Annotated in this window: 21 protein-coding genes; 13 read left to right on the top strand and 8 right to left on the bottom strand. The window is 71.1% G+C overall.

The window, feature by feature from the left end:
• The 4 genes from ACFXJ8_RS40750 to ACFXJ8_RS40765 form a co-directional block, all read left to right on the top strand.
• Positions 1 to 183, top strand: a 183-nt coding sequence (locus ACFXJ8_RS40750; protein ID WP_379650414.1) for a hypothetical protein, incomplete at its 5' end; no start/stop codon positions are given.
• Positions 184 to 254: 71 nt separating this feature from the next.
• Positions 255 to 1,166: a pyridoxal phosphate-dependent decarboxylase family protein gene (locus tag ACFXJ8_RS40755; protein ID WP_379650478.1), complete on the top strand. Its 912-nt coding sequence runs from the start codon at positions 255 to 257 to the stop codon at positions 1,164 to 1,166.
• 81 nt (positions 1,167 to 1,247) lie between these two features.
• Complete coding sequence (locus ACFXJ8_RS40760; protein WP_379650415.1) at positions 1,248 to 2,117, top strand: MurR/RpiR family transcriptional regulator; 870 nt, start codon at positions 1,248 to 1,250, stop codon at positions 2,115 to 2,117.
• A complete protein-coding gene (locus ACFXJ8_RS40765) occupies positions 2,114 to 2,854 on the top strand; it encodes a sugar isomerase domain-containing protein (RefSeq protein ID WP_379650417.1) in 741 nt (246 codons plus the stop codon). The genes ACFXJ8_RS40760 and ACFXJ8_RS40765 overlap by 4 nt, the downstream gene beginning before the upstream one ends.
• Here the strand turns inward: ACFXJ8_RS40765 and ACFXJ8_RS40770 are convergent.
• The gene (locus ACFXJ8_RS40770) at positions 2,838 to 3,767 is read right to left on the bottom strand and encodes an AraC family transcriptional regulator (RefSeq protein WP_379650418.1); all 930 of its coding nucleotides are present in this window, start codon (positions 3,765 to 3,767) and stop codon (positions 2,838 to 2,840) included. The genes ACFXJ8_RS40765 and ACFXJ8_RS40770 overlap by 17 nt on opposite strands.
• An 82-nt stretch (positions 3,768 to 3,849) precedes the next feature.
• On the opposite strand from ACFXJ8_RS40770, the gene ACFXJ8_RS40775 reads away from it, so the two are divergent.
• Positions 3,850 to 4,695 (top strand): SDR family oxidoreductase, encoded by an 846-nt coding sequence (locus ACFXJ8_RS40775; RefSeq protein WP_379650420.1) that lies wholly within the window; start codon positions 3,850 to 3,852, stop codon positions 4,693 to 4,695.
• A gap of 12 nt (positions 4,696 to 4,707) precedes the next feature.
• Here the strand turns inward: ACFXJ8_RS40775 and ACFXJ8_RS40780 are convergent, their stop codons facing one another.
• Entirely contained in the window at positions 4,708 to 5,679 is a 972-nt protein-coding gene (locus ACFXJ8_RS40780; RefSeq protein WP_379650422.1) for an N-acetylglucosamine kinase, read from the bottom strand.
• A 136-nt stretch (positions 5,680 to 5,815) separates the two neighbouring features.
• Between ACFXJ8_RS40780 and ACFXJ8_RS40785 the strand changes: the two genes are divergently transcribed.
• From ACFXJ8_RS40785 to ACFXJ8_RS40800, 4 genes are read left to right on the top strand one after another with little or no spacing between them, the layout of a single operon-like run.
• Complete coding sequence (locus ACFXJ8_RS40785; protein ID WP_379650424.1) at positions 5,816 to 6,679, top strand: MurR/RpiR family transcriptional regulator; 864 nt, start codon at positions 5,816 to 5,818, stop codon at positions 6,677 to 6,679.
• A gap of 2 nt (positions 6,680 to 6,681) precedes the next feature.
• Positions 6,682 to 8,103 (top strand): N-acetylglucosamine/diacetylchitobiose ABC transporter substrate-binding protein, encoded by a 1,422-nt coding sequence (gene ngcE, locus ACFXJ8_RS40790; protein WP_379650426.1) that lies wholly within the window; start codon positions 6,682 to 6,684, stop codon positions 8,101 to 8,103.
• 1 nt (position 8,104) lies between these two features.
• On the top strand, positions 8,105 to 9,001 hold the full coding sequence (locus tag ACFXJ8_RS40795) for a carbohydrate ABC transporter permease (protein ID WP_379650428.1): 897 nt from the start codon (positions 8,105 to 8,107) through the stop codon (positions 8,999 to 9,001).
• Positions 9,001 to 9,885 (top strand): carbohydrate ABC transporter permease, encoded by an 885-nt coding sequence (locus ACFXJ8_RS40800; protein ID WP_379650430.1) that lies wholly within the window; start codon positions 9,001 to 9,003, stop codon positions 9,883 to 9,885. The genes ACFXJ8_RS40795 and ACFXJ8_RS40800 overlap by 1 nt, the downstream gene beginning before the upstream one ends.
• 5 nt (positions 9,886 to 9,890) lie before the next feature.
• Here ACFXJ8_RS40800 and ACFXJ8_RS40805 read toward each other — a convergent pair whose 3' ends face one another.
• Positions 9,891 to 10,148, bottom strand: a complete 258-nt coding sequence (locus ACFXJ8_RS40805; RefSeq protein ID WP_379650432.1) for a hypothetical protein — start codon at positions 10,146 to 10,148, stop codon at positions 9,891 to 9,893.
• Positions 10,149 to 10,158: 10 nt separating this feature from the next.
• Positions 10,159 to 11,124 (bottom strand): LysR family transcriptional regulator, encoded by a 966-nt coding sequence (locus ACFXJ8_RS40810; RefSeq protein ID WP_379650433.1) that lies wholly within the window; start codon positions 11,122 to 11,124, stop codon positions 10,159 to 10,161.
• Between the two features lie 216 nt (positions 11,125 to 11,340).
• On the opposite strand from ACFXJ8_RS40810, the gene ACFXJ8_RS40815 reads away from it, so the two are divergent.
• Positions 11,341 to 13,356: a HelD family protein gene (locus ACFXJ8_RS40815; protein ID WP_379650435.1), complete on the top strand. Its 2,016-nt coding sequence runs from the start codon at positions 11,341 to 11,343 to the stop codon at positions 13,354 to 13,356.
• On the opposite strand, the gene metE is transcribed toward ACFXJ8_RS40815, so the two are convergent.
• Positions 13,322 to 15,457, bottom strand: a complete 2,136-nt coding sequence (gene metE / locus ACFXJ8_RS40820) for a 5-methyltetrahydropteroyltriglutamate--homocysteine S-methyltransferase (RefSeq protein WP_379650437.1) — start codon at positions 15,455 to 15,457, stop codon at positions 13,322 to 13,324. The two genes, ACFXJ8_RS40815 and metE, sit on opposite strands and share 35 nt — an antisense overlap.
• Before the next feature lie 45 nt (positions 15,458 to 15,502).
• On the opposite strand from metE, the gene ACFXJ8_RS40825 reads away from it, so the two are divergent.
• On the top strand, positions 15,503 to 16,336 hold the full coding sequence (locus ACFXJ8_RS40825) for a LysR family transcriptional regulator (RefSeq protein ID WP_379650438.1): 834 nt from the start codon (positions 15,503 to 15,505) through the stop codon (positions 16,334 to 16,336).
• On the opposite strand, the gene ACFXJ8_RS40830 is transcribed toward ACFXJ8_RS40825, so the two are convergent.
• Positions 16,299 to 17,003, bottom strand: a complete 705-nt coding sequence (locus tag ACFXJ8_RS40830) for a DNA alkylation repair protein (protein ID WP_379650440.1) — start codon at positions 17,001 to 17,003, stop codon at positions 16,299 to 16,301. The two genes, ACFXJ8_RS40825 and ACFXJ8_RS40830, sit on opposite strands and share 38 nt — an antisense overlap.
• Complete coding sequence (locus ACFXJ8_RS40835; RefSeq protein ID WP_379650442.1) at positions 17,000 to 17,665, bottom strand: TetR/AcrR family transcriptional regulator; 666 nt, start codon at positions 17,663 to 17,665, stop codon at positions 17,000 to 17,002. Before ACFXJ8_RS40835 ends, ACFXJ8_RS40830 begins: the two co-directional genes overlap by 4 nt.
• A 98-nt stretch (positions 17,666 to 17,763) precedes the next feature.
• On the opposite strand from ACFXJ8_RS40835, the gene ACFXJ8_RS40840 reads away from it, so the two are divergent.
• On the top strand, positions 17,764 to 18,900 hold the full coding sequence (locus ACFXJ8_RS40840; protein WP_379650444.1) for an acetyl-CoA C-acetyltransferase: 1,137 nt from the start codon (positions 17,764 to 17,766) through the stop codon (positions 18,898 to 18,900).
• 10 nt (positions 18,901 to 18,910) lie between these two features.
• Here the strand turns inward: ACFXJ8_RS40840 and ACFXJ8_RS40845 are convergent, their stop codons facing one another.
• Positions 18,911 to 19,372, bottom strand: coding sequence for a MarR family winged helix-turn-helix transcriptional regulator (locus ACFXJ8_RS40845; protein WP_379650446.1), 462 nt, complete (start codon positions 19,370 to 19,372; stop codon positions 18,911 to 18,913).
• An 86-nt stretch (positions 19,373 to 19,458) separates the two neighbouring features.
• On the opposite strand from ACFXJ8_RS40845, the gene ACFXJ8_RS40850 reads away from it, so the two are divergent.
• The gene (locus tag ACFXJ8_RS40850) at positions 19,459 to 19,872 is read left to right on the top strand and encodes a DoxX family protein (protein ID WP_379650448.1); all 414 of its coding nucleotides are present in this window, start codon (positions 19,459 to 19,461) and stop codon (positions 19,870 to 19,872) included.
• Positions 19,873 to 19,904: the final 32 nt, after the last annotated feature.

Consider the following 19,904-nt stretch of genomic DNA (forward strand, 5'->3'; position numbering starts at 1 on the left):
CACCACGACCGCGACATCGCCGCCGCGCTCAACATCCTCGCCGAAGGCATCCGCCTGCGGTCCCTGTACGACGTGGCCGCCGGGCTGGCGGACACTCGAAACGACTGTGAAGGGCAGGTAAGACCAGGAAAGGCAATCCCGACCCTGGCACCGCCCGAAACCTGCACCGCGCAAGCGGCGTAGAAGCAGCAGTAAACACCCCGCCGCGAGGCGGGAGAATCCCCGCCGTTTATGCGGGGAGAAGTCAATTCGGGCTGTTCAACCCGGCCCCCACCTGGTGGGGCGTCGCGGGCGAGCTGATGGCGGCCGCCGTCAACCCGCAACTGGCCGCCTACAGCCACGCCCCCGCCGCCGCCGTCGAGATCGAGCGGCACGTGCTGGCGTTCCTGGCCGCTCGCCTCGGCCTGCCCGACAAGACGGAGGGAACCTTCACCACCGGCGGCGCCGAGGCCAACCTGACCGCTGTCGTCGTCGCGCTGACCCGCGCCTTCCCCTCCTACCCGACATCCGGCCTGACGGGGCGGCCGGTGCTGTACACCTCGGCCGAGAGTCACCTGGCCTGGCTGAAGATCGCGCACATGACCGGGCTGGGCCGCGACGCCGTACGGCTGGTGCCGGTGGACGCGGCGCACCGCCTGGACACGGTGGCCCTGCACGAGCTGCGCGCGGCCGACCTGGCGGCGGGGCGGCAGCCGTTCCTGCTGGTCGCGACGGCGGGTACGACGGCGGGCGGCGCGCTCGACCCGGATCCGTACGCCACCAGCGTGCAGTGGTCGCGCCGCTTCGCGGGGCTGAAGGTCTTCCTCGCGCTGGCCATCGCCGGGCTGCCCGCCTATGCCGAACAACTCGAACGCGACGTGCGCCTCGGCGACCTCCTGGCCGTCCGCCTGCGCCAGGAAGGCTGGCAGCGGGTCAACGACACCCCGCTACCGGTGATCTGTGTGGCCGATCCCGCAGCCGAGGCCCGCGGGCCGCAGGCGAGCGCCGCCTGGCACGCGGGCGTGGCCGCTCGCGTGGTCACCGGCGGCGCCGCCTGGGTCAGCACGGTACGGCTGGCCGGCCGCCCCGCCATCCGCCTGTGCCTGACCAGCCACCGAACCAGCCCGAGCGATATCGAGGCCGTGGTCGACGCCCTCGGCCGGGCCAGGAAGGACGAGAGCGCATGACGTCCAGCGTGGTCAATAATTTTTGCCGTCGCGACGATAGCCCCCTTGACGAGCCCCGAGGGTGAGCATAATTTTCATCGCGTGGGACTGCTGGGCCGTATCAGAGCCGACCAGGCCGACCAGCCGGAGGCGTTGCGCAAGGTCGCCGAGGCGATCCTCGCCAATCCCGCGCAGGCCGCCCGCTCGACGATCGTCGACCTGGCCGAGCGCAGCGGCACCTCGACCGCCACGATCACCAGGTTCTGCCGTGCGCTCGGCTTCGGCGGCTACGCCGAGCTGCGCGTGGCCGTCGCCACCGAGACCGGCAGGACGGCCACGCAGCGCTGGGAGACCGACATCGGCCAGGAGATCCTCCCCACCGACGACCTCGACAGGGTGCTCGGCGTGGTCTCGGGCAACGACATCAGGCTCATCAGGGAGACCGCCGCCCAGCTCGACCTGGCCATGGTCGAGAAGGTCGCGGAGGCGATCTCCCGCGCGGGCCGGGTGCTGCTGTTCGGCGTGTCGAGCAGTGCGGCCGTCTCCAGCGAGATGGAGCAGCGCCTGCAGCGGATCCGCGTCCCGACCTGGAGCAGGTCCGACGCGCACAGCGCGCTCAGCGACGCCGCGCTGCTCGGCCACGGCGACGTGGCCGTCGGCATCTCCCACAGCGGCAGGACCCGCGAGGTCATCGAGGTGCTGGCCGAGGCGGGCAGTCACGGCGCGATCACCGTCGCCGTCACCTCGCACCCCGACTCGCCGCTGGCCGAGGTGGCCGAGCTGGTGCTCACGACGGCCAGCCGCGAGACCACCTTCCGCGCCCACGGGTTCGCCGCCATCCACTCCCAGCTGCTCGTCCTCGACATCGTCTACGTCTCGGTCGCGCAGCGCACCTACGAACGCACCCGCGAGGCGTTCGACCTGACCGTCAGGGCCGTCGAAGGCCACCGCCTGCCCGAAGGAGAACCGTGAACCCGGCCGAGTACGCCAGGCACATCGCCGACCTCGTCGCCGTCATTCCGCAGGATCCCGGGATCGGCAAGGCCGCCGCCCTCGTCGCCAGGACGATGGAAAGGGACGGGGTGATCCAGGCGTTCGGCTCCGGCCACTCCGAGGCGACCGCGATGGAGATCGCCGGCCGCGCCGGCGGGCTCGTGCCCACCAACCGGCTCGCGCTCAGGGACATCGTCCTGTACGGCGGCGCCGACCCCGCCGAGCTCGCCCGCTTCGACCTGGAACGCGACCCCGGCCTCGCTCAGCGCATCCTCGACCTCGCGCCCGTCAGGGACGAGGACCTGTTCGTGATCATCTCCAACTCGGGCGTCAACGGCGTCGTCGTCGAGCTGGCCACCCTGGTCAAGGAGCGCGGTCACGACCTGATCGCCATCACCTCCCTCGCCCACACCTCCAGCGTGCCGTCCAGGCACCCGTCGGGGCGCAAGCTGCTCGAACTCGCCGACGTGGTCCTCGACAACCGGGCGCCGCGCGGCGACGCCGTCCTTCCCCTGCCCGGCGGGGGCGCGGTCGGGGCCGTCTCCACGATCACCTCGGCCCTGCTGGTGCAGCTCGTCGTCGCAGAGGCGGTCCGCGAGATGGTGGAGGCGGGACGGACGCCGCCGGTCTACCTGTCGTCGAACGTCCCCGAGGGCGACGCCCACAACCTGGCACTCGAGGCCCGCTACGCAGGCCGTATCAGAAGGGGCGGCTGACCGGAGGCGCCGCGGCGCGGTGCCCGCTGGGGGTGACGCCGCGCAGACGTTTGAACGCGACGCTCAAGGCGAAAGTGTTGGCGTAGCCGACCTTCCTGGCTATCGAGCCCACCGTGTCATCCGTCTCGCGCAGCAGATCGGCCGCCAGGGCGATGCGCCAGCCCGCGAGATAGGCCATCGGCGGTTCACCGACCTGCGTGGTGAACCGTCGCGCGAGCGCGGCACGGGACACCCCGACCTTGGCTGCCAGGCCCGCCACCGTCCACGGGTGGGCAGGGTTGTCGTGCAGCAGCCGCAGCGCCTGGCCGATCACCGGATCATCCAGCGCGCGGTACCAAGCGGGCGCGTCCCCCCGGTCGAACCAGCCGCGCAGGGTGGAGAGCAGCATCATGTCCAGCAGCCTGTCCAGCATCAGCTGCTGACCCGGCCGGTCCTTGGCGATCTCCTCGGTCACCAGGTCCAGCATCGGGCAAGGACAGTCGGCGTCGGACAGCACCAGCACCTCGGGCAGCGCCTGAAGCAGTCGCTCGCTGACCTCCCCGCGGGTCTCGTAGGCGCCGCTGAGCAGCAGTGCCGAGTCGTCCGAGAGCTCGCCGCAGGTGCGGGTGCCCGCCTCGATGCCGTCGGCCCCCGCGCAGTAATCGGCGCTGCCGACCGTGAACCGCGGTGGCGTGGACGGGTCGTCGGCGACCGTGTACGGCGCGTGGCCGCGAACGATGGCGATGTCTCCAACCCTGATCGGCACCGGCTCGCCCTCGTCGGGGACGATCCACGCCTCGCCCCGCAGCATCGTGGCCAACGTCAGCGGGGCGCCGCTGGCCATCCGCAGCGACCACGGCGGATTGATGATCGTCTGCCTGAAGAGCGCACCGCGCGCCCTCACCTCGCCCAACAGATCAGAAAGTGTGTCCACCACGCCTACCGTAGACGCACAGGTATCGATCTGAGCTTCCTGGCCATGGATCGTCTACGCCGGAAGCGATTGGCTGTGCGGTATGTCTCTCCATCCCATTCTGGTCACCGGCGCCACCGGCAAATCCGGCAGCCGGGTCGTCTCTCAACTGCGGGCCAAGGGGATCCCCGTGCGCGTCGCGTCGCGCTCCAGCCAGCAGCGCTTCGACTGGACCGACCGCAGCACGTGGGACCCGGTCCTTGACGGCGTGAAGGCCGTGTACATCGTGCCGCTGGACGGCACGACCCTCACCCGTCCCTTCGTCGAGCGCGCGGTCCTGCACGGTGTCGAACGGATCGTGCTGGCCTCCGCACGCGGGGTCGACGTGCCGGACTACGCTCCCGACAGCAGCGGTCTCGCCGCGACCTTCGGAGACGGCGAGGACGCGGTACGCCACAGCGGGGTCGAGTGGACGATCACCCGGCCGGGCTGGTTCGCCCAGAACTTCAGCGAGGGCTTCTTCTCGGACGCGATCCGCGCCGGTGAGCTCAGGCTGCCGGCCGGCGACGGTGCGGCCAGCTTCGTCGACGCCGAGGACATCGCGGCGGTCGTGGTCGCGGCGCTCACCGAGGACGGCTCCGCCGGGCAGACCTACGAGCTGTCCGGGCCGCGGGCGGTGACTCTCGCCGAAGCCGTCGCCACGATCTCCGAGGCGACCGGCCGGGAGATCCGCTACGTCCCGCTCTCCGTCGAGGACTACGTCGCCGAACTCGTCGCCCAGGGTGTGCCCGCGACCGACGCGCAGGTCCTCGCCGACATGGTGTCCCCGCTCAGGGAGGGCAAGGACGACTATCTCTCCGACGGCGTGCAGCGGGCCCTGGGCCGCCCGCCCAGGGACTTCACCGCGTTCGTGAAGGCCACCGCGGCTGCCGGAGGGTGGAGGGGCTGACCACGAAACCCGTCACCCGGTGAAGGCGGCGTGCAGTCGCTCGGCCGCGCCGGAAGGCAGCAGGTCGAGCGCGGCCAGCCACGCCGCCGCCCCCGCCCCGTCGCGCGCCGTGCTGACCTGCGCGTCCCATCGCCGTTCCAGCAGTGTCCGTACGGCCTGCCGTACCGGACCCGGGGTGGTCAGCACGGAGCCCGCCAGCACGATGGGCCCGCCGTCGTAGACCCTGGCCACCGTCTCGGCCAGGTGGGCGGCGGCCCGCTCGGCGATGTCGACGGCCATCGGGTCGCCTGCCGTCGCGGCCTGGCTGACCAGGGCCGACAGCGGGCCGAGCACGGTGCGGTCGGCCTGGGCGAGCCTGACGATGCGTTCGGCCTCCCTGCGCGGCGTGGGCCCGCGCTCGTCGCCGAGGAAGCTTCCCACGACCAGCTCCGACAGCGGCCCGGCCGGTTCCCCCCTGCCGAGGGCGTGGACGACGGCTTTGGCGGCCTGCCTGCCGATCCAGAAGCCGGACCCGGCATCGCCCAGCAGCCAGCCGAGCCCGTCGGACAGCAGGCCGAGTTCGCGGTCGGTGACGCGCGCGGCGACCGCTCCCGTGCCTGACAGCAGCAGTGTGCCTGAGGGCGCGGCCGAGCCGGCCGCGTAGGCGATCGGCACGTCGTTCATGAGGCGCGGGCCTGCGGCGATGCCATGGTCGGCCCACACCTTGGCGAGGACGAGATCGAAACCGACGGTGGTGCCCGCCACGCCAGCCACCGAGCGCGTCACCCACGAGGGGTCGACGCCGTCGAGGGCCTGGCCGAGCGCCGCCCCGATCGCGGCCGCCGCCGCCTCGACGCCGTGGGAGCTGGGGTTGCCGCCGCCCGCCTTGCCGTAGCCGAGCCTGGTGCCGTCGAGGGCGTGGACGGCCACCCGGGAGGACGTCGCGCCCGCGTCGACACCGACCACCACCTCACCGGCCACGACGTCCCCGCGCTTCACGGTCACCTGCCCACTCGCTCTCGCTTACCGGCCAAGACTTCACCAAAGAAGCCGTTATGCACGTGTCACATCCTGGGTCTTGACGTGACCCGATTGCAAGAATAATTTTCGCCGCAAGGTCCGATATTCGGAAGGAATATTCGTGCCATCTGGTGCCCTCGGCCGCGTCGAAACCGAACTGCCCGGTCTGCCGGAAGCTCTGCGCAGGGTGGGCGAGGTGATTCTGGGCGACCCCGCCGAGGCCGCCCGCTCCACGATCATCGCGCTGGCCGAGCGGGCGGGCAGCTCGCCCGCCACCGTGACGAGGTTCTGCCGGGCGTTCGGCTTCTCCGGCTACGCCGAGCTCCGCGTCGCGCTGGCGACGGAGACGGGAAGGGCCGCGCAGGCCGGTTGGGGCGCGGGTGTGGGCCAGGACATCGGCCCCGACGACCCGCTCGACGCCGCGGTCGAGGTCATGGCGGCGGCCGACGCCCGCCTGATCCAGGACACCGCCGCCCAGCTCGACCTGGCGGCCGTCGGCCGCGTCGCCGACGCGATCGTCTCGGCCCGCAGGGTGCTGCTGGTGGGGGTGTCCACCAGCGGCGCGGTGGCCACGATGTTCGAGGGACGGCTGCGCCGCATCGGCGTGCCGTGCTGGAGCTCGGGCGACGCGCACGTCTCCCTGTCGGACGCGGCGCTGCTCGGCCGGGGCGATGTCGCGATCGGCATCTCGCACAGGGGTCGCACCAGGGAGGTGACGGAGGCGCTGGCCGAGGCCCGCACGCACGGCGCGGTCTGCGTCGCGGTCACCTCGTTCGCCCGCTCGCCGCTGGCCGAGCTGGCCGACCTGGTGCTCACCACGGCCAGCAGGGAGACCACGTTCAGGCTCGGCGGCCTGGCCGCCGTCCACTCGCAGTTGTTCGTGCTGGACGCCGTCTACGTGGCGGTCGCCCAGCAGACCTACGAACGCACCAATCAGGCCTTCGAGCTGACCATCAAGGCCGTGGAGAGTCATCGACTGGAGTAGCCATGCCGAACACCCCCCAGACCACCCCGCTCACCCGACGTCAGCTGCTGCGCAGCGCCGTTCTCGTTCCCGCGGCGGGCGCGCTGGCCGCCTGCGCCACGCCCGCCGCGCCGCCCGCCACCTCGGCGCCCGCGGCGGCGGCCCCGACCAGCGCCGCCAACCCCTTCGGGGTCGCGGCCGACAAACCGCTGGAGATCTGGATCTTCGACGGTGGCTTCGGCAACGCGTACGCCACGGACATCCACCAGCCGCTGTTCGCCGCGAAGCACCCCAAGGTGGAGATCAAGCACAACACCACCAAGGAGATCACCAAGGTCCTCCAGCCGCGCTTCGCCGGCGGCAACCCGCCCGACGTGATCGACAACTCGGGCGCGAACGCGATGGACTTCGGCGCCCTCGCCCAGGACGGCCAGCTCCTCGACCTGACTCCGCTGCTCGACGCGCCCACGTGGGACGACCCCTCGACCAAGGTGCGCGACTCCATCGACCCCGCCGTGGTCGAGATCGGCACCTATGACGGCAAGTTCAGCGTGCTCGGCTATGTGAACTACATCTACGGCATCTGGTACTCCAAGAAGGCCTTCGACGACAACGGCTGGCAGGCGCCGAAGACATGGGAGGAGTTCATCGCCCTCTGCGAGACGATCAAGAAGTCCGGCAAGATGGCGCCCTTCACGTACGCGGGCAAGTTCCCCCAGTATGTGTACGAGTCGTTGCTGACCATGGCCGCCAAGATCGGCGGTAATGAGGTGCTGGTCAACATCGACAACCTCGAGGACGGCGCGTGGACCACCGACGCCATGAAGCAGTCGGCCACCCGCTGGGCCGAGGTCGGCGCCAAGTACCTCCTGCAGGGCACCGCGGGCCTCGACCACGTGCAGACGCAGACCGCGCAGAACAAGTACGAGGTCGCGATGCTGCCCTCCGGCTCCTGGCTGGAGAACGAGCAGAAGGACACCACCCCCGCCGACTTCGCCTACCAGATGTTCGTCATCCCCGACGTCACGGGCTCGGACAAGATGCCGTACGGCACGCTCCACGCCCAGCCTGGCGAGAACTTCATCGTGCCCTCGAAGGGCGCCAACCCGCAGGGCGGCATGGAGTACCTGAGGGCCATGCTGTCGAAGAAGGCGGCCGGCGACTTCAGCGAGCTGGTCAGGACCGTCTCGGTGGTCAAGGGCGCGGGTGACGGCAGGGCGCTGTCGCCCGGCGCGAAGAGCGCGTCCGACGCCGTGACCGCCGCGGGCGCGAACACCGTCTACTGGCGCTGGGAGCGCTGGTACGCCCAGCTCAAGGACGAGGCGATCGCCGCCACCGGCCAGCTGATGAGCGGCGGGCTGACCGCCGACAAGTACCTGGAGCGCATCCAGAAGAAGTCCGACGAGATCAAGAAGGATTCCGCGATCAAGAAGTACACGCGCTGACATGCTGCGCCGTCGCCTCTTCATCGCCTCGTTCCTCGCGGCGCCGGTCACGCTCTACCTGGTCTACGTGATCGCGCCGTACGTGCAGGCGTTCTACATCGCGATGACCGACTGGCGCGGCGTGTCCGCCGCGCCGCGGTTCGTCGGCCTCGACAACTTCCGGCGGCTGTTCGACGACGGGATCTTCTGGAAGGCGGTCTCGCACAACGCGCTGCTGCTGGTGCTGCTGCCGCTGATCACCATCGTCGTCGCGCTGTTCTTCGCGTTCCTGCTGAACGTGGGCGGCAGGGGCATCGCGGGGGTGCCGGGCTCGAAGGTCTACCGGGTGGTGTTCTTCTTCCCCCAGGTGCTGGCCGTGGCCGTGGTCGCGGTGCTGTTCCAGCAGGTCTTCAGGCCCGACGGCAGCGGCATGCTCAACGGCCCCCTCATGGCGCTCGGCCTGTCGCCCGTCGGGTTCCTGTCCGACCCGTCGATCGCGTTCTGGTCGGTGCTCGGCGTCATGATCTGGCAGGCGGTCGGCTTCTACGTCGTGCTGTTCTCCGCCGGGCTCGCCTCGATCCCCGGCGACATGTTCGAGGCCGCGCAGATCGACGGGGCGGGACGCTTCTCGCTGTTCTTCCGCATCACGCTGCCGCTGCTCTGGGACACCGTCCAGACCGCGTGGGTCTACCTCGGCATCCTCGCCCTCGACGTCTTCGCGATCGTGTGGGTGATGACCGACCAGCACGGCGGTCCCGACTTCTCCACCACCGTCATGGCCGCCGAGATCTACCGCAACGCCTTCCAGTACTTCCGCTTCGGCTACGCCTCCGCCCTCGGCGTCGTCATGTTCTTCTTCACCATCGGCTTCGCGATCCTGGCCCTGCGGCTCTCGCGTCGGGAACGAATCGAGTACTGATGTATCTATCGCGCACGAGCCTCAAGGCGGAACGGCGCCTGCGGCTGGGGCCGCTGTCGGTGCTCACGCACGTGGCGCTGCTGGTCTGGACCGTCCTGGTGATCGTCCCGATCCTGTGGACGTTCCTGGCGTCGGTGAAGAGCGAGGACGAGATCTTCGGCGACGCGTGGTCGCTGCCCGCCTCGATCCGATGGGACAACTTCGCCCGGGCGTGGGAGCAGGCCCACATCGGCCAGTACATGCTCAACAGCGTCATCGTGGTGTCGTTCAGCACGCTCGGCACGATGCTGCTGGGCTCGATGGCGGCCTACGTGCTGGCGCGCTACCCCTTCCGCGGCAACCGCGCCTTCTACCTGCTGTTCGTCTCGGGCCTGGCCTTTCCCGTCTACCTGGCGCTGACCCCGCTGTTCTTCGTGGTGCAGAACATGGGGCGGCTGGTCCCCTTCATCGGCCTGAACACCCACGCGGGCCTGGTGCTGGTGTACATCGCCTACTCGATGCCCTTCACGGTGTTCTTCCTGGCGGCCTTCTTCCGTACACTGCCGACCGCGGTGGCGGAGGCGGCGTTGGTGGACGGCGCCTCGCACACCCGCATCTTCTTCCAGATCATGCTGCCGATGGCCAGACCCGGCATCGTCAGCATCACGATCTTCAACGTGCTCGGCCAGTGGAACCAGTACCAGCTTCCGCTGGTCCTGCTGCAGGAGCGCGACAAGTGGGTCCTCACCCAGGGCATCGCCGACATCTCCACGGCGGCTGGCTACGACCAGGACTGGTCGGCGCTGTTCGCCGCGCTGACTCTCGCGATCCTGCCGATGCTCGTCGTCTACACCGTCTTCCAACGGCAGATCCAGACCGGCCTGACCGCCGGAGCGCTGAAATAGGCCGCTCAGTCCGGCGGCTCGAGCTCCTCGCCGGGCCTGGACCCCGACGAGGACCACAGGCCCTCCCTGCGGGCGGCCTCGTCGGGGTCGCCCTCAGCGGCCTGCTCGGGCCGTCCCTGCCTGACGGGCGCCGCCTCCGCCTCCGCCACCACCTGGGCGTCACGCTGGTCCAGCTCGTCCGGCGACCCGTCGTCGTTCAGCGTCCTGTCGACGTGCTCGGCCGCCTCTTCCCCCGTGTGTCCCACGTCTGGTGTTTCGCTCATACGGCAACCGCTACCCAGGATTCGGTACGGCAGGCCGGTGCAGCAGCGCCTCGTCGGCATCAGGGAGCCAGGAGTCGGCCGGGCGGTCCATCCAGCCTTCCTCCTCGGCGACCGCCCGGAAGAGCGCGGCCAGCCCCGGGTGCCGCAGCCCCGGCCGGTGCACCAGGCTGACGAGCGACAGCGGCACGGGATCCACCAGCGGCCGGACGACGGTCCCGGGCGTCTCGCCCCAGCCCATGCTCGACAGCACCGGCTCACCGTGCCGCCTGACGTACACCAGCAGCTCGTCGAGCCCGATCGGGCGCGCGTGGGGCGTGGCGAGCGTCAGGCCGAACTCCTCGGCCAGCAGCCTGCCGAGGTCGGTCCACTCGGTGGTGTTGGGGTTGCCCGCCATGATGTCGAGCGGGAAGTCGGCCAGCACGCCGAGCGGCACCTCCTCCAGTTCGGCCAGCGGATGTGTCTCGGGCAGGATCACCGCCATCGGTTGCAGCCTGACGGGCACCTGCGCCAGGCGCGCCCGCGTCTCGGGAGCCAGCCCGGCGAAGCGGCCGAACGACACGTCGAGGGCGCCCGCCACGATCGCCGCCGCGCCCGCGGACAGCCCGCCGTGGAAGCGGGCCACGATCTCCGCCTCGGGAGCCAGCTCCCGCGCCCTGACCAGGTAGCGGGGCGGCGCCAGCCCCGCGCTGTTGAGGTCGACCAGCAGCGGCCCCGCCGCGCCACGCATCTCGGCGACCAGGTCGTCGTGGACGGCCAGCAGCCGCCTGGCGGCGGGCAGCAGCCGGGTTCCCGCCTCCGTCAGCTCGACCTGGCGCGTGGAACGGGCGAACAGCACGACGCCGAGCTGCTCCTCCAGGCGGCGCACGTCGCGGCTGAGCGCCTGCTGCGCCACGTAGAGTCTGGCCGCCGCGCGCCCGAAGTGGAGCTCCTCGGCGACGGCGACGAACACCCGCAGGAGCCGGGGGTTGATGTCCACCCCCGAAGATTAACAACAGAAGAGCGTTAATCATGAAATTTCAGGTGTTGGACGCGATGTCCGGTTCGGCGGGAGCCTTGCGGACATGATCCTCCGCTTCTTCCGCACCTTCGGGCTGACCGGCACGCAGGCATTCACGCTCCTCACCCTCCCCCAGGGAAGCGGCCACTTCCTCATGTGACCGAGTCAAAAACATAACCGAGTTACACTAACTGCATGACCGAACTCGAGGCCGAGCGCGCCTACGTCGCCGAGTGCAGGAAAGGGCTCCAGCGGATGCTCGACGGGGCCCGTGACAACGTCATCGTCGGAGAGACCGTCGCGGGCGACCGCTACAGCGCCGAACGCCTGGGCCGCCACCTCAAGAGCCTGGCCAACGAGCTGAGCGAGACCCCCGACGGCCCGCCGTTCTTCGGCCGCCTCGACGTCGAGGACGGCCACCGCTACTACATCGGCCGCCGGCACATCTCCGGAGATACCGGGCAGGCGCCCGTCGTGATCGACTGGCGGGCGCCGGTCTCGACCGCCTTCTACCGCGCGCACGCGGGCGACCGGCGCGGCGTCCTGACCCGCCGCAGGTACGGCTGGGCCGAGCAGACCCTCACTGGGCTGACCCTCACCGGCTTCGAGGACGAGCGCCTCGACGGCGGCGAGCGGGTCGCCAGCAGGATCCTCGCCGCCGAGATCGAGCGGCCCAGGGTCGGCCCCATGCGCGACATCGTCGCCACCATCCAGCCCGAGCAGGACGAACTGGTCAGGGCCGAGCTGGAGGAGTCGATCTGCGTGCAGGGCGCGCCCGGCACCGGCAAGACGGCCGTCGGCCTGCACCGGGCCGCCTACCTCCTGTACGCCCACCGGCAGCGGCTGGACCGGCACGGCGTACTCATCCTCGGCCCCAACCGGGCCTTCCTCGGCTACATCGGCGCCGTGCTGCCCGCGCTCGGCGAGGTCGACGTCGAGCAGACGACCGTGGACGAGCTGCTCCGGCGGGTCAGGGTCAGCGGCGTCGACTCCGCCGCGGCCGCGATCGTCAAGCACGACGAGCGGATGGCGGCGGTGGCCAGGAAGGCGCTGTACGGGCGGATCGCCAAGCCCGCCGAGCCGGTGGCGGTGCGCGACGGGGCGTTCGTGTGGCGGGTCCAGCCGGAGGAGCTGCGGCGGATCGTCGACGACGCGAGGCGGGCGGCGCTGCCGTACCGGATCGGGAGGGAGCGGGTGCTGTCGCAGACGGTCGCCCTGATCGGCCGCCAGGCCGAGCTGCGCGGGCGCACCGCGACCGCGGCGTGGACGCGGGCGATGACCAGAGGCGCGCGGCCCGCGATCGACGCCGTGTGGCCGGCCGTGAAGGCGGAGGACGTGCTGGCCGAACTGCTCGCCGACCCGAGCGGGCCCGCCGAGGACATCCTCACCCCCGAGGAGCAGCGGGCGATCACCCGCACCGGCAGGAAGTGGACGGCCGCCGACACCGTGCTGATCGACGAGCTGGAAGGGCTGCTCGACCACCCGAAGAGCTACGGGCACGTGATCGTGGACGAGGCGCAGGACCTGTCGCCGATGCAGTGCCGCGCCATCGCCCGCAGGAGCCGGTACGGCTCGCTGACCGTGCTCGGCGACCTGGCCCAGGGCACCACGCCGTGGGCGGCGACCGACTGGGCCGAGCAGGTGCGCAGCCTCGGCAAGCCGGACGCCACGGTGATCGCGCTGACGACCGGGTTCAGGGTGCCCGCCCAGGTCGTGGAGCTGGCCAACGGGCTGCTCGACGACCTGGGCGCCAACGTGCCGCGCACCCGCTCGTTCCGGTCGGAGGGACGGCTGCTGATGCGCCCGGACGGCGCGGCCGTGGCCGCCGTCACCGAGGCCCTGGCGTACGAGGGCTCGATCGGGGTCATCGCGGCCGACCACGAGCTGCCCGCGCTGGCGGCGCGGCTGCGGGCGGCGGGGGTGGACCTCGCGCCGGTCGACGAGCCCGGCGCGAGAGTGACGGCGGTGCCGGCGAGCATGGCCAAGGGGCTGGAGTACGACCATGTGGTGGTCGTCGGCCCCGAGGCCATCGCCGCCGCCGAGCCGCGCGGCCTGAACCGCCTCTACGTGGTGCTCACCAGGGCGGTCTCGCGACTCGACGTGGTGGGCCCGCTGCCGGTCAGCGGGGCAGACGCCGCGCTCAGGACAGGCGCACCAGAGCCCGGGTCGCTGCCGGTCACCCTGCCTGGCGGAGCGTGCGGGCCGCGCTGACCACGTTGGCCAGCGACGCCTCGACCTGCTCGTAGGTGCGGGTCTTCAGCCCGCAGTCGGGGTTGACCCACAGCCGCTCGGCGGGCAGCACCTCCAGCGCGGCCCGCAGCAGCGCCTCGACCTCGGCCTCGGCCGGCACCCGAGGCGAGTGGATGTCGTACACGCCGGGGCCGAGGCCGCGCGAGTAGCCGCCGACGCCCTTCAGGATGCGCGCTCCCGACCTGGCCGACTCGATCGTGGTCACGTCGGCGTCGAGGCCGTCGATCGCGGCCAGGATCTGGTCGGCGTCGGAGTAGCACAGGTGCGTGTGGATCTGGGTGCGGTCGGCGGCCACCGAGGTGGCCCTGCGGTAGGCGGCCACCGCCCACTCCAGGTACTCGCCCTGGGCGCCGGCCCGAAGCGGGAGCAGCTCGCGCAGCGCGGGTTCGTCCACCTGGATGATCGACACGCCGGCCGCCTCCAGGTCGCGCACCTCCTCCGCGATGGCGTCGGCGACCTGGAACGTCACCTCGCGCAGCGGCAGGTCGTCGCGCACGAACGACCACGCCACGATCGTGACCGGCCCGGTCAGCATGCCCTTGACCGGCTTGGCGGTCAGCGACTGCGCGTACGTCGCCCAGCGCACGGTGATGGGGGAGGGGCGGCTGACGTCGCCATGCAGCAGCGGCGGCCTGGTGCAGCGCGAGCCGTACGACTGGACCCAGCCGTGCCTGGTGACAGCGAACCCGTCGAGGTGCTCGGCGAAGTACTGCACCATGTCGTTGCGCTCGGGCTCGCCGTGGACGAGCACGTCGAGGCCGAGCCGCTCCTGCAGCTCGATCGCGCGCGCGATCTCCTTCTCCACCAGCGCCTCGTAGTCGGCCGCCGGCAGCGTCCTGTCGGCGCGGGCCGCCCGCAGCTCGCCGGTCTGCGGGAAGGAACCGATCGTGGTGACGGGCAGCAGGGGCAGGTCCAGGTGCTCGGCCTGGGCCCTGGCGCGGACGGGGTAGGGGCTGCGGCGGGTGGGCGCGGCGCTCTCCCTGCGAACCTGCGCCGCCGCCTCCTCGGGGGCGGGCGCGGCGCCCTCGGCGAACAGGCGGGCGAGCGTGACCACCTCGGCCACCTTCTCCTCGGCGAAGGCCAGCCGCTCGCGCAGGCCGGGCTCCAGCTCGTCCTCCACCGCCACGGTGTACGGCACGTGCTGCAGCGAGCACGAGGTGCTCACCACCACCCCGTCAGCCTGTACGGCACGCAGCGCCGCCAGCGCCCTGGCCTGCGAGGTGCGCCAGACGTCACGCCCCGACACCACGCCCGCCACCACCGTCTTGCCTAGCAACTGGGGTACCCCGCCGCGCACCAGGTCCACCCCGATCGCCTCGACCGGGGTGGCCGCCAGCACGGGCAGCGCCTCGCCGAGGTCGCCGAAGTAGCTCGCCACCAGCAGCCCCGGCCTGGCCGCCGACGAACCGAGACGGTCGTAGGCGGTCCGCACCGCCTCCAGCTCGGCAGGCGTCCTGTCGCCGACGAGCGCGGGCTCGTCGAGCTGCACCCACGCCACCCCTTCGGCGGCCAGCGCCGACAGCAGTTCCTCGTAGCAGCCGAGCACGTCGTCGAGCCGGTCGAGCGCGTTCGACAGCAGCAGGAACGTCACCGGGCCGATCACCACGGGCCGCGTCTCGAACCCGAGCGCCCTGGCCTCGCGCACCTCGCCGATTGGCTTGGCGGCGTCCAGCTCGAAGACGGTGTCAGGGCCGATCTCCGGCACGATGTAGTGGTAGTTGGTGTCGAACCACTTGGTCATCCGCAGTGGCGGCAGCCCCTGGGTGCCGCGCGCCATCGCGAAGTAGGGATCCTCGGCGTCCCGGTAGCGCTCGGGCACCGCGCCGAGCATCACCGCCGTGTCGAGCACCTGGTCGTACAGGGAGAAGGTGTTGGATGGCAGCCCTTCGAGCCCGAGCTCGGCCAGCCGTCGCCAGGTCTGCTCGCGCAGTCCGGCGCCGACCCGCTCCAGCTCCTCGCGGGTGACGCGGCCGTCCCAGTAGGCCTCGAGGGCCCGCTTCAGCTCGCGGTTCGGGCCGATCCGCGGATAGCCCAGCACGGTGGACGAAGGAAAAGTAGTCATGGGGCCACCGAACACGCGAGCCGGCTGCTCGTGCATCATCTATTGATGCTGCTTATGCTCAGGGAGATCCAGTGCTTCGAGCGCGTCGCCGCGCTGCTCAGCTTCTCCCGGGCGGGCGCCGAGCTCGGCATGTCGCAGCCCGCCGTCAGCCAGGCCGTCACCCGCCTGGAGAAGGCCCTGGATCTCCGGCTGTTCGACAGATCGGCCCGTGCCGTACGGCTGACGCCCGAGGGCAAGGCCCTGCTCGACCACGCGCACCAGGTGCTCGGCAGCGTGACGGCCTTCGGCCTGGAGGCGGCGCGACTGGCCAGGCCGGTCATTCGTCTGGCTTATCCACCGCTGGCGGGGCCGCTGGTCGCCCGCGTCGCCAGGAGGCTCGCGGGACGGGGGATCACCGTCGAGCTCGTCACCGCGGGGCGCGCTGCCGCGGCCAGGGCGCTGGATGCGGGGGAGGCGTCCGTGGCGATCGTCGCGGTGCCCGCCCCGCCCAGGTTCGTCACGGGGGCCAGGTTCCACGTCACCGTCGACCGGCTGGCCGTACCGGTGGATCACGCGTGGCGGTCCAGGGTCACGGCCGCCGAGCTGACAGGCCGTGACGTGCTGGTGCCGGGCGGCCGGTGGGTGAGCCTGCCCGGCAGGCACCGGCAGGTGGCCGATGACGACTTCGCCGCGGCGCTCGACCTGGTCGCCGCGGGCGCCGGGCTGCTGCCCATCCCGCAGCTGGTCGCCAGGACCATGCGCCGCGACGACATCAGGTTCGTCCCGCTGGAGGCGGCCGACCTGCGCCTCACCTACACGCTGGCGTGGGCGGGCGAGGCGCTCACGCCCGAGCTCATGCAGCTCATCCAGACGGTGCAGCAGGCGCTATGGACCCGTTGACGTTCTTGAGCGCCTCACGGCGACTCAGGCCGCTGATGCCCTTGGCCTCGACGTAGCGCACGACCTCGCGCGGATTGGTCTTGGCGTACTCACGCAGCGCCCAGCCGATCGCCTTGCGGGCGAAGAAGTCGATGTCGGACAGGCTCGGCTCGATGCAGGCGTACAGCAGCGCGGTGTCGGTGCGCTCCTTGAACCTGTTCTGGGACAGGATCGCCGTGCGGCGCTTCCACAGGTTGCCGGAGTGCGCCCACTCCAGCACCAGCGGCCGCATGGCGTCGGGGTAGGCGGCCAGCAGCCCGCCCACCCGGTGGGTGGCGATCTCGTCGACCAGGTCCCACCAGGCGCCGGAGACGACCATCTCCTCGTACATCGGGACGGTGTAGAGCGTCTGGAACTCCCGGTAGTAGCGGAAGCCCGACAGCTCGATCGCCGCGTAGCGCTCCTCGCGGAACTCCGCCTCCCGCCACAGCTCCAGCACCGAGCGCCGCCACTCGGGCGCGGCCTCGATGCGGTGCTCGGCGAACACCTTCCTCAGCGCCGCCCGCCTGGGCCCCGACTGCACGCCGAGGAAGGGCATTTCCGACTTCATGTAGGCCCGCATCGCCGGAGCCTTGCCGGGCTCGGCGACCTCCCGCAGTGCCAGCCGCACCGCCTCGCCCAGGCTCATGCCTGCGGATGGGTGGTGCGCTCTCCGGTGGCCAGGCCGTCGAAGAGCACGGTGATGTAGTGCTCGGCCAGGCCCGCGGTGTTGAGCCGGCCGCCGGGGCGGAACCACCGCACCGCCACCCAGATCGTGTCGCGGATCATGCGGTAGGTCAGCTTCGGGTCGACGTCGGCGCGGAACTGGCCGGCCGCCTGGCCGGCCTTGATCTGCCGCACCCACATCTGCTCCACGTCGTCCTCGGCCTTGACGAGGTAGTTGAAGCGGGGGAACTGGCGCAGGTAGTTCCAGTCGTTCTGCATCACGGTGATCGCGGCACGGTGGGGCTCCAGCGTGCCGAACCCGATGCGGACCATCTCCGACAGCACGGCGCGCGGGTCGCCGCCGCTCTCCAGGGCAGCGCGGTATCTGGCGATCAGGTCGTCGAGGAAGGTGGACAGCACCTCGTCGACGATCGTCTCCTTGGAGTCGAAGTGGTGGTAGAGACTTCCTGACAGGATCCCGGCCTCGTTGGCGATCTCGCGAACGGTCGTCGCCTGGAACCCCTTGCGTGCGAAGATCTCCGCGGCGAGCTTCACGAGGTGGTCGCGGCGCTCCGAGGCCGATCCCGACGCGGTGGCGCGCTTGCCCTTCGGTGGCGCGTCGGTCGGGTTCTTTCGTGTTGTCACGACTCCATTATGGGCCTTTGCGCAATCGCTTGTTCACCGAACACCCGCAGCTCATCGGCGGTTCCGTTTGCAACCAAGCGCTTGTTAGGATTCGGGTCATGAGTGAGGCCTACATCGTCGGCGCGGTCAGGACCCCCGTGGGTCGCAGGAACGGTGGCCTGGCCGGGGCGCACCCCGCCGACCTGGGCGCCCACGTCATCGGCGCGGTCGTCTCCGGCGTCGACCCCGCCGCGGTCGACGACGTGATCTTCGGCTGCGTCGACACGGTCGGCCCCCAGGCCGGCGACATCGCCCGCACCTGCTGGCTGGCCGCGGGGCTGCCGGAGCACGTGCCGGGGGTGACCGTCGACCGGCAGTGCGGCTCCTCCCAGCAGGCGCTGCACTTCGCGGCGCAGGCGGTGCTGTCCGGCACGGCCGACCTGGTGGTGGCGGGCGGCGTGCAGAACATGAGCATGGTCCCGATCTCGTCGGCCATGACCTTCCCCGGCTTCGAGACGCCGTTCTCGGGATCCAAGGGCTGGGCCGCCCGGTACGGCTCGCAGGAGGTCTCCCAGTTCGCCGGAGCCGAGCGGATCGCCGCCTCCTGGGGCATCTCCCGCCAGGAGATGGAGGCCTTCGCCCTGGCCTCGCACGAGCGGGCCCTGCACGCGATCGACACCGGGAGGTTCGCCCGGCAGATCGTCGGCTACGAGGGCGTCGAGGTGGACGAGGGGCCGCGCAGGGACACCTCGCTGGCGAAGATGGCGGGCCTGCCAGCGCTGCTGCCCGGCGGCTCGCTGACGGCCGCCCTCGCCTCACAGATCTCCGACGGAGCCGCCGCGCTGCTCGTCGCCTCCGAGCGGGCCGTACGCGATCACGGGCTCACGCCGCGCGCCCGCGTCCACCACCTGTCGGTGCGCGGTGCGAGCCCCATCGTGATGCTCGACGCGCCCATTCCCGCCACCGAGCACGCGCTGGCCAGGACCGGCATGTCCATCGCCGACCTCGCCGCCGTCGAGATCAACGAGGCCTTCGCCTCCGTGGTGCTGGCCTGGCTCAGGGCCACCGGCGCCGACCCCGCGATCGTCAACCCCAACGGCGGCGCCATCGCCCTCGGCCACCCGCTGGGCGCGACGGGCGCGGTGCTGGCGGTCAAGCTGCTGCACGAGCTGGAGCGGGTCGGCGGCCGGTACGGCCTGCAGGCGATATGCGAGGGCGGCGGCCAGGCGAACGTGACCATCCTCGAACGCCTCTAGAAAGCTGTGGTCAGGGAGAGGGGCGCATGGCCTGCTGCGCCTTGCGCATGGCCACGGTCATCGTCTCCAACTCCTCGGGGGTGAGCAGGTCGATCAGGAACCTGCGGACCACCTCGACATGGCCGGGGGCGACCTGCTCCAGCTGCCGTGAGCCTTCCTCGGTGAGCACCGCGAGCACGCCCCTGTCGTCTCCAGGAGAGCTCGTGCGCGTCACCAGGCCGCGCTTCTCGAGCTGGGCGACCTGGTAGGTCAGCCCGCTCTTCGACACCACCACGCCGCGCGCCAGCTCCGTCATCCGCATCCGGCGTCCTGGAGCCGCCGACAGCAGCGCCAGGATCTCGAACTGCGGATGCGTGAGGCCCGCCGCGCCCTTCAACTGTTCCTCGATACGCCTTTCCAGCAGGTGTGAGGCGATCAGGAACGCTTGCCAGGCGGCCATCTCCCTTGTCCCCAGCCATCGCGTTTCGCTCACTTCGCCATCCTATGAGTTGTTCAGATTTGAACGAACATCTACAGTTGGCGGTAGTTCAAATCCGAACAACAATGACGGAGGGCGTCATGGCCCAATCGATCACACTGCTCCTCGCCAGGCTGGCCATTGGCGTGACCTTCCTGATCCACGGCTGGATGAAGTTCACCACCATGGGCATCTCGGGCGTCACCGCCTTCTTCGAGCAGATCGGCGTTCCGCTACCCGGCCTGGCCGCTCCCGTCGTGGCCGCGCTGGAGGTGGTCGGCGGCATCGCGCTCATCGTGGGCGCCGCGCTGCCGGTCTTCGGCATCCTGCTGGCGCTCGACATGGTCGGCGCGATCGTCTTCGTCCACCTGCCCAACGGCTTCCTGGCCGACAAGGGCGGCATCGAGCTCCCGCTCGTCCTCGGGGCGGCGTGCCTCGCCCTGGCGTTCACCGGCGGCGGCGCCCTGGCGGCCGACGGCCTGTGGCAGCGACGCAAGCAGACCGCCGCCGCCTGAGCGAGCCGGCCACGCTGACGTCTGAAGATTCC

The sequence above is a fragment of the Nonomuraea sp. NPDC059194 genome, assembly GCF_042754765.1.
GTDB lineage: Bacteria > Actinomycetota > Actinomycetes > Streptosporangiales > Streptosporangiaceae > Nonomuraea.